The sequence below is a fragment of the Chryseobacterium paridis genome, from assembly GCF_016595215.1.
Lineage (GTDB): Bacteria > Bacteroidota > Bacteroidia > Flavobacteriales > Weeksellaceae > Chryseobacterium > Chryseobacterium paridis.
The window spans coordinates 280976-295071 of record NZ_JAENHK010000005.1 but is presented as its reverse complement, the minus strand read 5'-3'; the positions used below and the strand labels follow the sequence as shown (position 1 = coordinate 295071).

The 14096-nt window shown below is 32.7% G+C and carries 13 protein-coding genes; 8 read left to right on the top strand and 5 right to left on the bottom strand.

Features of this window, described 5'->3' with window-relative positions:
• Positions 1 to 66 precede the first annotated feature (66 nt).
• On the bottom strand, positions 67 to 2259 hold the full coding sequence (locus tag JHL15_RS06450) for an outer membrane beta-barrel family protein (protein WP_200244328.1): 2193 nt from the start codon (positions 2257 to 2259) through the stop codon (positions 67 to 69).
• Positions 2260 to 2472: 213 nt separating this feature from the next.
• Positions 2473 to 2910, bottom strand: a complete 438-nt coding sequence (locus JHL15_RS06445; protein WP_234047700.1) for a DUF4822 domain-containing protein — start codon at positions 2908 to 2910, stop codon at positions 2473 to 2475.
• A 235-nt stretch (positions 2911 to 3145) separates the two neighbouring features.
• On the opposite strand from JHL15_RS06445, the gene JHL15_RS06440 reads away from it, so the two are divergent.
• From JHL15_RS06440 to JHL15_RS06430, 3 genes are all read left to right on the top strand, one after another.
• Positions 3146 to 4000 carry an AraC family transcriptional regulator gene (locus JHL15_RS06440; RefSeq protein ID WP_200244326.1) on the top strand — a complete coding sequence of 285 codons (855 nt, stop codon included), beginning with the start codon at positions 3146 to 3148 and terminating at the stop codon, positions 3998 to 4000.
• A gap of 68 nt (positions 4001 to 4068) precedes the next feature.
• Positions 4069 to 4719, top strand: coding sequence for an HD domain-containing protein (locus JHL15_RS06435; protein WP_200244325.1), 651 nt, complete (start codon positions 4069 to 4071; stop codon positions 4717 to 4719).
• Between the two features lie 60 nt (positions 4720 to 4779).
• Positions 4780 to 5202 (top strand): ester cyclase, encoded by a 423-nt coding sequence (locus JHL15_RS06430; RefSeq protein WP_200244324.1) that lies wholly within the window; start codon positions 4780 to 4782, stop codon positions 5200 to 5202.
• An 88-nt stretch (positions 5203 to 5290) separates the two neighbouring features.
• On the opposite strand, the gene JHL15_RS06425 is transcribed toward JHL15_RS06430, so the two are convergent.
• Complete coding sequence (locus tag JHL15_RS06425; protein ID WP_200244323.1) at positions 5291 to 6229, bottom strand: hypothetical protein; 939 nt, start codon at positions 6227 to 6229, stop codon at positions 5291 to 5293.
• A gap of 88 nt (positions 6230 to 6317) precedes the next feature.
• Positions 6318 to 6863: a helix-turn-helix domain-containing protein gene (locus JHL15_RS06420; protein ID WP_200244322.1), complete on the bottom strand. Its 546-nt coding sequence runs from the start codon at positions 6861 to 6863 to the stop codon at positions 6318 to 6320.
• Positions 6864 to 7397: 534 nt separating this feature from the next.
• Here JHL15_RS06420 and JHL15_RS06415 point away from each other — a divergent pair.
• Positions 7398 to 8927, top strand: a complete 1530-nt coding sequence (locus JHL15_RS06415) for an MFS transporter (protein ID WP_200244320.1) — start codon at positions 7398 to 7400, stop codon at positions 8925 to 8927.
• Positions 8928 to 9053: 126 nt separating this feature from the next.
• Here the strand turns inward: JHL15_RS06415 and JHL15_RS06410 are convergent, their stop codons facing one another.
• The gene (locus tag JHL15_RS06410; protein ID WP_200244319.1) at positions 9054 to 10115 is read right to left on the bottom strand and encodes an erythromycin esterase family protein; all 1062 of its coding nucleotides are present in this window, start codon (positions 10113 to 10115) and stop codon (positions 9054 to 9056) included.
• Positions 10116 to 10401: 286 nt separating this feature from the next.
• On the opposite strand from JHL15_RS06410, the gene JHL15_RS06405 reads away from it, so the two are divergent.
• The 4 genes from JHL15_RS06405 (at position 10402) to JHL15_RS06390 (ending at position 14053) form a co-directional block, all read left to right on the top strand.
• A complete protein-coding gene (locus JHL15_RS06405) occupies positions 10402 to 10620 on the top strand; it encodes a hypothetical protein (RefSeq protein ID WP_200244317.1) in 219 nt (72 codons plus the stop codon).
• A 176-nt stretch (positions 10621 to 10796) separates the two neighbouring features.
• Positions 10797 to 11648, top strand: a complete 852-nt coding sequence (locus tag JHL15_RS06400; RefSeq protein ID WP_200244315.1) for a DUF6625 family protein — start codon at positions 10797 to 10799, stop codon at positions 11646 to 11648.
• 576 nt (positions 11649 to 12224) lie between these two features.
• Positions 12225 to 12887, top strand: a complete 663-nt coding sequence (locus JHL15_RS06395) for a hypothetical protein (protein WP_317193021.1) — start codon at positions 12225 to 12227, stop codon at positions 12885 to 12887.
• A 377-nt stretch (positions 12888 to 13264) separates the two neighbouring features.
• Positions 13265 to 14053, top strand: a complete 789-nt coding sequence (locus JHL15_RS06390; protein ID WP_200244309.1) for a TatD family hydrolase — start codon at positions 13265 to 13267, stop codon at positions 14051 to 14053.
• Positions 14054 to 14096: the final 43 nt, after the last annotated feature.

Below are 14096 nucleotides of genomic sequence, written 5' to 3'. Positions count from 1 at the left end.
AAAAAAATAGAGGGGCTTTTGAAAAATTCAAAGGTCCCTCTATTGTATTAACAATTAAAATTTTATTTATTTTCCACCACCTCCGCCTTTTTCAACATCGGTTTTGGTATTTGCTTTTACTTTTTGATTTCCAAATCGTTTCACGAACGAAAGAGAGAAACCATACCAATCCGACTGTGTAGAATTTCTAACTGTTCCAACCTGATTGAAAGTAGTTGAATCAAAATTTGGTCTCTGGAAAATATTCATTAATTGAAGACTTACCTCCATTTGAGTTTTTGGGAAAATTTTGGTCATGGAAATATTATGAAATACATTGGTCTTATTTGCATAAGAATTTCCATTATTCTGATTGGAAATTTCTACCCATGCACTTAGATTAATGTTTTTATTAAAGAGATTAGTATATGAAATATTGGTAGATCCTCCCCAATAACTGATGTACTTTGCTCCCTCTAATTTATTTTTTTCATTAAAATCACTATTATCAATATAATACCAGCCAAATCCTACATTTACATTCAATTTATTTTTTAAGAATGTTTGATTGGTATTGGCAAATAAATAATATTTCTGAACTTTACCACTGAAATTACCAGGATAAGTAATGGTTATTTCTTTTGTTGGACTTTGAGGATCTCCAGGAGTATTGATTTTTTCAGTAGTATAGGTCGTCCAGTAATCCTGATCGGTATACATATATCTGGCAGAAAGAAAATACTTTTTCAGAACTCCAAATTTCAGTAAAAGCCTGTCACTTGGATTGGGCTGTAAATCCATATTTCCTCTTGAATAAAATCCATCACTATTTGGTAAAAGAAAAGGATTGAATTCGGTATACCAAGGACGCCATATGTTACGATTGTACGTTAAGCTAAGATCATATTTATCTGAAAAAGAATATTTTACTAGTATGTTAGGAAGGAAAGTTCCATAAGAATCTTTTCTTGAAGTACCTGCGATATCCTGCCTCAATTTGAAACTGATATATTCATACCGTATTCCTATTCTTGTTTCCAGTTTTTTGAAAAAAGTTTTGCTGTAATTAGCGTAAAGGGAACTGATATTATCCTGATAATGAAAATTATCATACGTTCTTACGCTGCTGTTTTTTGTATTTACTAATATGTCATATGGAGCAACATTATTGTTAAAGTCCGTTTTACCCCCTATTTCAAATGAACCTCCCGATTTTCCCAAAGGTTGGGTATAATCTATTTTTAGATAATAGTTTCGGGTTTGGTTATGAGAGTCAATTCCTATTTCACCTGGAGTTAAATCAGTACCAGTGGCTGGGTTTGTAGTGGTTACAAAATTGCTGAGATCTTTTTGAGAATCATAATTGGTACCGATATTAATATCTAAAATTCTGTTTTTTTCCTTATCATAATATTTGTAAAAAACATTGGTTCCTAACGTTCGGCTCATTCCATTTAAGTCCTGGATTCTATTATAGGAATCTCTAAAACCATAATTACTATCGTAATTGATTCCCTCTGCATCTGATAAAGAAGATCTTTTACTTTGATAATATTCAAGAATAACCCCAATATTATTTTTATCATTCAGTTCAAATTCTGACGTTGAAGATATAGAGGGGCTTTTGCTTCGATCTATATTTTGATTATTAATAGTACGAACAGAATTGTCTTTATAAAAATTATAGATACTTGAGTTACCCTGAGACCACGTATTATCACTATAACTTCCAATTACAGTTTGGGTGAATTTTTCCTTATGATAATTCAGATTGAAATTGGTATACTGTGAATTCTTTCTATTTTGTCTGTTGTTAAGAGTTACACTTCCTTTCATTCCTTCATCATCTCTTTTTTTCAAAACAATATTGATTACTGATCCAGCACTTTCATACCGTGAAGATGGACTTGTAATCACTTCTATTTTCATTAGATTATCCGCAGGAATAGTAGCAAGATATTCTTTAAGCTCCTTTCCGGTGAACACAGATTTTCTGTCATTAATATAAACAGTTACCTTATCACCTTCTGCTTTTATATTATCATTATTATCAATACTGACAAGGGGAGTCATTCTAAGGACGTCCCAGGTAGTGTTTCCAGCCAGAATAGAACTATTGGCTACATTAAAAACAGTTCTGTCAACTTTAGATTCTACCGTTGGTTTTCTTACAACTAAGGTAACCGCTTCTATGTCTTTTTGTTTAACTGTATCTTTTTTTGCCTGGGACAGGACTAAAGAAGAAGTTAATATAGCGATGGTACATATTATTATTTTCATTTTCAAGGGACGTTTCAATTGATAAGACAACCCTCGGGTGATATATGTTACATCGATTTTAGAAAAAAAATAAAAAAATAATTATGAGTGCACATGATTTGTTGAAATATAGATGCTTGACAAACTAAAAAGGATATTGACTAAAAGGAAGAAGGCTATTAAACAAAAAAAACCTGTTCATAGAACAGGTTTTCGCTTATTATAAATGAAGCCCTAAGGCTCTGGATGATTCGTTGGAGTATGGATAATATCATAATATATAGATTGGTTGTTTGCGTCAGGATAAATTCTGTACGTAAATTCCTGTTTTGTTAAAACTGTAATTTTTACAACCCTTGTAAACAGAACATTTCCATTGGTATCTTTTGCAACAATAGTTCTTGTAGAACCATCAGCAGATACTGACCAATCCCCATACATCTTTGGAGAGTTATCTAAATTGTACATAGTGAAAGTACCATCTGTCTTGAAATAGGCAAATCCTACAAAGTTGATTACATTTGAATCTGTTAAAGAAACAGACTGCCCATTCTGATTTTTTGCATGGGTAGTTTCCCATGGAGTAGAAGACAATACTTGTGAAGGGGTCATCTCTGGTTCGACCACTACAAGCTCATCATCCTCATCATTTGAACACGATATAATAGTCATTGTAAATGCAGATATTACAAACAAATAACATAGCTTTTTTAATATATTCATAATGGATAGCTTTTAAACATTGCAAACTTATCTTTTATAATAATCAAAAGATTGTATGAAATATTCCTTTTGTTGTAAAAACTATCATTGATTGTTGCTATTTTATCATACTGCAAAAGCTATTGTTAATACGCTGGTAGAAATTTGATATTTGTAAATTTGGAGATTCAAGATGATATGCACTATGTATGACGAAATACTTACCCTTGATAGAGAAATAAAAGATTCCTTTCAGGTTAAAAAACTTATCCCAGCAGTTTTTATGGAAACTGAGGTTATAAGTGTGACTTATAATCGGATATTTTTTGTTGGTGAAGGAGAAGGCAAGCTTATCATCGATAATGAGGAATTTGATATAAAAGGGTCTGAAGTATTTGTGATATCAAAAGGGCAGATATTTTCTTTTTCTTATCAAACGAAATTATCTGGATTTGAAATCAGCTTTGGAGATTGCTTTTGGGAAAAGGCGCCTTCAAGTGCTTCCAATTGTAAATTATTATTATTTAATGATGCAGCCCTTCAGCAAAGATTGCCTTTACAAGTGGACGATTTTCGTGAGTTGAATCTAATTTGTGAAACCCTTTTAAAGGAAAACATGAATGAAGATTATCCCAATAAGCTCGATGCTATGGCCGCCTATTTAAAAATTTTAATGATTAAATTAGCGAATGCTATGCCCTCATTTCAAGAAGGGATTGATGATTTTGATAATCAGATTTATCGTCGGTTTTTAGAATTGGTAAGCCAGAACTATCACCAGATGCATGACGTATTGTATTATGCAGATCAATTATCGGTCACTCCCCGTAAACTCTCCGAAATATCCAAAAAGAAAAGTGGAAAAGGTGCTAAAGAAATCATTGCAGGGCAAATGATTGCTGAGTCAAAACGTCTGTTGCAGTTTTCAGCAAGAACTATAAAAGAAATTGCCTATCAGCTTTCATTTAGTACGCCGGAACAGTTCAGTCATTTTTTCAAAAAGCAAACCAACACTTCACCATTAGATTACCGTAAAGTATTTGTAAATATTGGCAGGTAATACGAAAATTCTGACATTCCAATCTCAGATGTACAGACCTATTTTTGTATCAATTAAAATATAAAAATATGTCAGTTCAAAGATTAAAAAATGTTGCCGGGATTAATATTCCTGATAGTAAAATTGCAACAGAAGCTACCGAGTTATTATTAGAACATGGAACCGAATTTATCTATAATCATTCATTACGGGTTTTCCTGTTTTCTTCATTAAACGGAAAAAGAAGAAATCTGGAATATGATCCGGAACTTCTTTACATAAGTTCCGTTTTCCATGACCTAGGCTTGGTCCCCCATTACAGCAGCGCAGATTTAAGGTTTGAGGTAGATGGGGCTAATGCAGCGAGAGATTTTCTTAAAAGCCACGGACTTCCAAAAGATCAGTTACAGTTGGTTTGGGATACAATAGCACTTCACACTACAATTGGAATTGCGGAACACAAAGAAAATGAAGTTGCTCTCATGTATTCAGGAGTAGGGCTGGATGTAATGGGAGAAGGTTATGAACATTTAAGTGAAACCAATAGAAATGAAATTATAGAGGCTTTTCCACGAAACGATTTCAAGAACAGAATTATTCCAACATTCTTTGATGGGTTTAAACATAAAACAGAGACCACTTTTGGTAACATAAAAGCTGATGTATGTGCCTTTATGATTCCTAATTTTGAGAGAAAAAATTTCTGCAATTGTATTTTGCATTCTCCATGGAGCGAATAATGTTTTGTTGTAAATTTACATATTGACGAAAAAATATTAATCATAGTCAATCTGTACCCTATGAATTCCCTATTAGAAAAAAATAAAGCGGTTGTCAAACGTTTCAATCAGGAAGTTATTGAAAACGGAAACGTTGAAATTTTTGAAGAATTAATGGATGATCATTTTATCAACCATTCTGCTCCACAAGGAGCTAACAATAGAAAAGAAGGAATGATTCATACCTTTAATGATATTTTAAGACCTGCAATGCCGGATATCCAGGTTACCATTCTTCAACAAGTTGCTGAAGATGATCTGGTGACTACACGGAAAAATATTTCAGGAACCCATACCGGAAATTTTATGGGAATTCCTCCATCTGGCAGGAGAGTAAGTATTGATGTCATTGATATCGTACGCATTAAAAATGGCAAATATGCTGAACATTGGGGAATTAATAATCTATCAGTTGTTTTAGCACAGTTGAAAAATAACGATTAGCCAATCAAGAAAAAGAAAGCAGAAAATCCTTATCATTGATAAGGATTTTATTTGTTAATGACAGTATCATTATTAACCAGACATCACTTTATTGGATTTTAAATTTCTCATTGTGACAGTCAATAGTAACCTTGTGATTCAGGAATATTTTATTTCCAATCATTCCCTGCATGCCCGAGAATCTCATCAATGCATTCTGTAAAGCGGAAGTCCCTTCCACATAAGTGACCTCTTGTAGTTTTAATCGTGTACCACCGAATAAAATCTCTTTATTCGCAGGAGAAGAAATAACATCCAGGCTTTTTCCCCAGGAATTTCCTTTTTCTTTTTTTGTACTGCTGTTTTTTATTTTATATTGTTGCCAGTTATCCTTATTGGTGATCAATTCATAAGAACTTGTTCCACTGTCATACATTAATTTCAGATCCTTTTGATCAATTTTAGCAGGAATTAAAATTTTCCTTTTCTTAAACTCAAAATCACTGAACCCAATTTCAGGAAGATTTTTAACAAAGGAACATTGATTATTGGCGAAATCTAAAGTGATGATCCTCTTTTCCAGTAAATCTGTTCCTATTGTACCAATTATATTTTTCACATGTGCATCCTGAAAATTCGCATTAGCTCCATAATCTAATAATTGAAAAGTACTTGATGATATAGTCATTTTACCTATGTTCATGGTCAAATCAACTGTAGGAACATTACTTTTTATTGGTGGAAGATTTGGAAATTTTGATCTGAGAGATTGTAAAGAATTTGAATAAAAAACAGTGACAGGAGAACCAAAATCCAATTGCATATACAATGGATAATCTATGTCTTTGATTGTAATGGGAAGAAGAACTGCTGCATACGGACTGTCACTTTCAGATATCCATTCTAAGCCCATTTTTTCTGCATTTCCTGATACATTTAGATAATTGTCAGGAGGTGTAAATTTCATGTTAAAATAAAGATATCCACCAATACCTGAAAGTACAATCAGAAACAGGAATATCAATAAAACTTTTCTCAACGTTTTCATTTTATTTTTTTTCTTCAAGATTCGGGGTTTCTCAGAAGAATAAAGAATAAAAGGTAGTGACAATCCTACGTCAATTGTGTGACGGCTTTTATAAAATGTTGTTTTTCAGTTTTATATAGATTTCACCTTTTTGATTTAAGCTCATTCCATTTTTAAAAATAATGAGCAAATCAACTGCGATAAGTGCAATCAATACAGGTAAGAATAACGGAAATTGCATAGAAAAAGCCTTTTGAATAAATGGGCATATGATCATCAAAATACTGGTAAGGGCAGTCCATATAATTTGAATGCCTAGTATATCCTTGCCTAGCTTTCTGGTATGAGGATCTTTGGTTTTATACGTCAAAAAAGCAGGGATAATAATATTGGTAAACGGAATAAGTAGAAATAATGATGCAGAAATATTAATGAGTTTTGCCCTGCTGATATCTACCTGATTCTGGTCTTTAGCCAATATTATTTGATCTGGAGAAATTTGTAATGCATTAGCTAGTGATCTTAAAGTATAACCTTTAGGAATGTTGCCGGCTTCAATCCGCTGGATAGTTCTTAAAGACAGTCCGGATTTTTCTGCAAGTTCATTCTGGGTTAAATTTTGTTGTTCCCTCAACTTTTGGACAATGTTACTCATTAATTCTATCGTTTTTTGAGACTTAGTAGTATCTATTATTAACATTTTGGACTTTGTGATGGTGGGGCAATAGAAGCAGAAATCTTCAATTTTGTACAAAAGTTCAATAGAAATACTAGCGCTGAAATTTGCAGTTTCCCCCTTCTGTTGCAAAACCCTTGTTACAATAGCTCTTCTACTTCGTTTTGTTTGATTTAGTTCATATTATGTTCTTGTTTCATTATTTCGTCCACAACACATAAACTTTCTTTAAGTTTGATTCTTTTTTCTCTTTCGTTTTGTGGGATACAAAAGTAATTCTGTTTTTCATGCTTATTATCTATAAATCTATTAAAATTTGTTTTGTAGGTATTGTTAATATTCCTGAACTAAAAAAATCACCAGATATATGAAGCTCTTCACTCAGTTTTCTCATCTGAGAAAGATTGATGGAAATATCTATTTTACGTAAGATAATGTTACGTCTTTATCATTGAATTATACCTAATAATTAAATTATTTTATTATAAATTTATTAAAAGTAACATTTGAACAATGAAATCAGAAAAGATTTTTGGAAAGGGCAGTATCACCTTAATTGCAATATGTATTGCTGCGTTGATGTTCGGGCTTGAAATATCAAGCGTGCCAGTAATCTTACCAATACTCGAAAAAGTTTTGCAGGGGAACCTGAAAGATATGCAGTGGATTATGAACGCCTATACATTGGCATGTACAACCATTCCGATGGCTGCTGGAACACTTGCTGATAGGTTCGGCAGAAAGTTCATTTTCATTATCACTCTCATCGCTTTTGGGCTTACTTCTTTGTTTTGTGGATTTGCTGTAAGCCCTACAATGCTGATTGCAGCAAGATTTCTGCAAGGTATGAGCGGAGGCGCAATGCTGATTTGTCAGATAGCCATTCTCTCCTTTCAATTTCAGGGTAAAAAAGAACGTAGTAGAGCGTTTGCGGTTTGGGGGATTGTTTTTGGAACAGGTCTTGGTTTCGGTCCGATAATCGGTGGAGCTATCGTATCTCTGGCTAACTGGCAGTGGGTTTTTTTAGTTCATGTTCCATTAACAATTGTTGCACTGCTCTTGGTTACTTATAGTGTGCGGGAATCCAGTAATCCGAATGCCAAAAAGCTGGATTTGCCAGGCATACTAACACTATCTGTGGCTGTTTTTGGCTTGATATTCTACATTATGCAGGGAGAGGAACTGGGTTTTACAAGCCTGGTTGGACTCCTTATTATTTCAGTCTCAGCAATAAGCTTTGTTCTTTTTCTAATTGTAGAAAAATACAACGAAAATCCCATGTTTGATTTTTCTGTATTTAAAATCCGGAATTTCTCCGGCGCAATTCTCGGATCTATCGGAATGAATTTTAGTTTCTGGCCATTGATGATATATCTTCCTATATATTTTCAAATCTATTTAGGCTACAATATTGTAAATGCTGGTCTCGCTCTATTGGCATACACGCTTCCAACCTTATTGATTCCGCCATTGGCAGAACGACTTTCGCTTAAATACCAGCCACGAATTATTATTCCTTCAGGTCTTTTCATTATTGGTCTTGGTTTTATTTTAATGATGGTTGGTTGTAGTGTTCGACAACCGAGTTGGTTAACAATGCTTCCCGGTTCACTATTGGCGGGTATCGGCCTTGGCTTAACAAACACACCTGTCACCAACACGATCACAGGCTCAGTGTCTGATAACCGGGTAGGAATGGCTTCCGGGATTGATATGAGCGCCCGGCTAATCACTTTGGCTATAAACATCGCGCTAATGGGATTTTTATTACAGGAAGGAACCTTGTCATATTTGAAACGTACACTTACAAATGTCTCAGGACAATTTTCGCTTGAATCTTTGGCCGAAAAAATTACATCGGACAGTATTTCCACGCTTAAACAAAATTTCCCCCAGCTTTCCTATCTCGATTCATCCGGAACTATCGTCCACGAAGCATTGAACAATGGGTTTGCGAACATCATGCTCTACGGAGGAATCGGCGTTTGGATACTTGCGTTGCTCAGCTTTATGATTTTCGGATCAGGCAAATCTATCCGATAAGAAATTTAGAATTATCCCGTATGCTTATCTTATAATCATTTTTTGAGATTTATTATGACTAGAAAACTATTTAAACAACTGTGACCTGCAACCTATCAACTTCTTTTGTCTGCTGTGTCTTTCATATTAATATTCTCTCAATAAATTTGAATGCGAAGATTTATTGATAAAAATCAAATAGTCAAAAGAATCTGCAATATTTGTTTTTCTAAACTCATTATTTTCAGTTCCGGAACCGGTTTTGCGAAACTGAATCTTTTTTAATATCCATTTTCCCAATTCATTTTTATCTGCCTTTATGGCTTTTAGATCTAACACAAAATAAGGTATATTTAATGAGTTTAAATTATATTCTAAACTGCCTTGTGGTGCTGTTTGTGATGTGAATGTTCCTATCTTTTTGTTTACACTTGCCGTGTAGTTTCCTTCAAAAAATGCAAATCCAAAGTTCACATAATCACTTTGGTATTTTTTGTTTATATGAAAGCCCATTGATGAGGAATTTTCTTTAGAAACATGGAAATTATGAGCAGATATAATTACCTTACTTGGAGTATAATTTTGTTTGATCCAATCTATATTTTCAGCCATAAACTTATCTCTGGTTAATGAACTTCCAACTTGTATATTTTGTCTAATTATAGTAATATTCTGTAAATATCTTTTCTTTATCTCTGCATCATCAATTTTCACAGCATTTTGGGAGACTTTATCTAATAAGTCATTTATAACACCTTGAATTTTGCCGGTATATTTTTTTTGACCTCGATTGTTCTCTTTCAAAATTTTAGTCAAATTGTTAATGTCATTTAACTCATAATTATTTGCTTCGTAAATGTCTCTAATCTGCTTTAAAGCTCCAAAATAATATTGCATGTCAAAGCCGTCAAATAGTACTTTGTTATTCATATTTTTGTTATGAAGCTTTAACCATTCAACAAAATGTAAGGTTTCTTGTGTTTGCCAAAGCCAAAAATACATTCCGCGCAAAACATCTTGTGGGGAATCTATATTTTTGTTAATATAATTATTCATTAAATAACTTTCCGGCATATTAGCTTCTAAAGAAAAAATATTATAATCTAAATTTTTGATCAAATACTCGCTTATACGATATTTCATTTTATAAACTTCACTTGAGCCATGAGTCGATTCGCCTAAACCAACAATTTTAGAGTTGCCGATCAATTTGTTTAGAACTTTTAAATCTTCTTCATTGGCAGTAGATGGTTCATAAGTCGAAAGTGGATAAATGAATTTATTAAGATATTTTTTTTGCTCGTCAGTTAATTCATCTCGTTTTTGTGCTTGAATTGTATAAAAAGAGAATATAAAAAGAATTTTATTTTCATTTATTTAGATCGTTTATTAAGATAAATATTTTTTATAATATCAATTTGATTAATATTGTCGTATTCTGCTTTACATTTTTACAATTTTCAAATAATATATTATTATAATTTTGATTTACAAAATGAAAAATCAAAAATTTGCTATGAAAAAAATTAATTTAAAAAATGCAGAAAATGCATTCAGTCGAAGAGAATTGAAAACCATTATGGCTGGCTCTGGGGGAGTAGGCGGCATGTGTGATAGCTGGAGAACGAAACCTGCTGATGTTTGCTATAACTGTTGCATAACAGTGTATGACAAATCACGCTGTGCCAGTGAATGCCCAAGTTTTAACCACTAAAAACCAGGCTTTATTATAAGCCATTCAAAGATAATTCGGATGGCTTATTTTAATTAAAAGTGGTTTAATGTGTTCTAAAGTATTAAAAAAAAATTATGACCAGTTATACTCAAAGATGTATGAGAGGGAACTTGACAATTTTTGCCATCGATTTTATAGACAACAATTTTTGATTAATGCAATTGCAAGATCATAAAATAGCTTTATCAACAATTTGTATTGTAACTTGTTGGTATGGAAAATACCCTTGGTATTTTCCATACTTTATAAAATCTTGTGCATTTAATCCAACGATAGATTTTATAATTATAACAGATAATGAAGAGTTTATTAGCGCTAAGCCAACCAATGTAAAAATCCTCTACAAAACGATAGACGAGATTAAAAAAATAGCTTCTGATAAATTAAAAATCAATGTAAATATTGATTATCCGTATAAGCTTTGCGATTTTAAGCCAACTTATGGGTTTATCTTCCATGAAATATTAAAAGAATATGATTTTTGGGGACATGGGGATATAGATTTAATTTACGGAAACATTCGGGATTTTATGACGGAGGAGATTTTAAGTAGTCACGATATAATAAGTAGTCGGCATGATTATATAGCTGGCTCATTTTCTTTGTTTCGAAATAAAAACGAAATAAATACTTTGTTTTTCGAAAGTAGAGATTATATAAAAGTATTTACCAATCCTGAACATTTTTGTTTTGACGAATGTAATTTTCTGTTTTCAGAATTAGATAATGGTGCCTCCATACTAGATTATCCAAACAATATCCAAAGTATGACTTATTTAGTAAAGCGGGCTGAAGCAGATGGTAAATTAAAAGCTTTTTTCGACTTTATAATTATTGAGGGTGTTCCTGGAAAAGTTAAATGGGAAAATGGAAAAATTATATACAAAAATATGTTTGAAGCTATGTATTATAATTTAATTAGGTTTAAAAAGGAATGCAAAGTGCCTGAACCAATTGCAGAAATTCCAAATGTTTTTTCATTTACACCAAAATTAATTAAATTCTAAATTTTTGAGTTTTCCTCATTCTCATTATTGTATATACCAATAAATTTGAAACCTTTTCGCTGATTTCAGCATACAACGCAAACATTTCTAAACCATCGAGTTGCTGACGGGTTGTTTTTCGCAAGATAGAGTTAGTGTTTACTAGCTTTCCAATCCACAAAAGTTACTCATACTATTCTCTAACATAAATCGTTTTAAAAACCTAAATGTATCTAAACATTTTCTAAAAACCAAAGTACGATGAGAGATAAGATGCTACAAATAAAATACATCAAAATATAATATGAGAATTTCTTTTTCTTCTTGACCAAAACATTGATAACAAAGAGGGCGAGGGTAAGAAAAAACCCAGCAACGATGGCACACATCACTAAAAGATAATAAATATCTCTTTCATTAAATATACTGATATCTGACATAATTTAAATTTTGTGTGAATTAAATTCCGTGTTGTAGATTTTATAGAAGTCGTGAAGTTAACTTATATTTTCCATCAATCACATCGAAACCAATTAAAAGAGTTTATATTTTTGGTAACTGTATTTATTTTATCAAATAAAAAAATCCAGTATTTTGGTGAAAAAATTAATGGACAGAATGCAACAATATTCTTTATTTTTTTCGAACTCCTGGAAAGAAAAATATGGAGCTATTGTAAGGGAGGAGCATATACAAAGTTTAGAAGAAAATATTCAAAAATTTCTTGATGAAACTTTAGATTGGTACTTACCTTATTTTAATGAAGAAATTCTGATTGACCGTACACAAAGTTTCGGACACTTTATTCGTATTCTGGAAACGAATGGTGAGGCTGAAGAAAAAGCAGGACAATTGGAAGAGATTCCTTTTGAATACTGGCTTGATGCTCTCGGACAAAGACTTACTTCAGCAAGTGTTCGTGATGAACAAGCCATTCCACCTCTAAAAGATGTTTTGATTGATAGTTGTCAGGTCCATTTTAATGAAGAAATCACCATTGCACAGAGAGCATGGGAAAAACACCTCGGAAGAACGGACGACCAATTCTGGGGTGAGGTAAAAGGCAGTAACCTCCAGAAGCAGGAAAAAGTAATGGAGAAAATCCATTATATTCTCGAGAATAAAACATGGTGGAATGTATTCTTTCATTACAAACAAGGTCTTGTTTATGAAATTAGAGAAAGAAAGGGACATGGCATTCGCTGGAGTCACGGAGGAACACAATTAATTGGTTTCCTGGAACCTTTTATCAATGAATAATATTGCAACGTAAAAAGATTGCGTAGTAGAGTATTTATTTTGTCAAAACTTTTAGATAATGAAAAATATCTATAACAAAGGAACATTTCGGTGTTATGAATATGGCAAAATAGGACCCTATTTAAAAAGATACGGAAACAAGAAATGGCGAAGGACTGTGCAGTCTGAAATAAATGATCAGTTGTGTGAATCCATAAAATTCCGAAAGACGAGGAAGAAAAGACAAAGAATGATCTGGGTGAAAATCACTAAAGAAATCAATGGGAGAAAACGTTCCAGGCATAAAAAATTTTATACCGAGAGATCTTTTAGAAGTGCTGTAAATAGTCCTCATGTTATAAGATATTTTTATATGACTCTTAAAACAACAAAGAAAAATGAATATTTACATTGATATTGGCATTAATCTGACCAATAAACAGTTCAATAATGAACATGACGAAATAATTAACCGTGCTCTGGATAATGGAGTAGAGCATATGATCCTTACAGGGACAAGTGTCCGGGGAAGCAAAGAATCTGCTGAAATAGCAAAAGATTATCCCGAAATTTTATTTTCTACTGCCGGAATTCATCCGCACGATGCCAAATCCTTTAATGAACAAAGTATAAGCGAACTCAGAAATCTATTAAAGTACTCTCATGTAGTATCTGTCGGAGAATGTGGGTTGGATTTTGACCGTGATTTTTCTCCGAGACTTGTTCAGGAGAAATGTTATAAGGCACAACTTGAATTAGCTATAGAGATTGATAAGCCACTGTTCCTTCATGAAAGATCTGCTTTTAAAAGATTTAATGAAATTACACACGAATACCTTTCCGATCTTCCTAAAGCTGTTGTTCACTGTTTTACAGGATCTTTAGAGGAAGCCAGAACCTATCTTGACAAAGGATTTTATTTAGGATTCACTGGAGCAATCAGTGATGAGAGAAGGTTTAAACATCTTGAGGAAGTTATCCGATATGTTCCTCTGGATAGAATAATGATTGAGACAGATGCACCATTTATGTTGCCTAAAAATATCTCAACGAGAAGCAATAACCGCCGTAATGAACCCGCCTTTCTGCCTTATGTTGCACAAACCATTGCCCACTTAAAAAAAATAAGCATTGCCGAAGTCGCCGAAGAAACAACAGAAGTTGCGAGGGAATTTTTCAAGCTATAAAAAAGAGCTCTACTATTGTCAGTAAAGCTCTTTTTTATTTTTA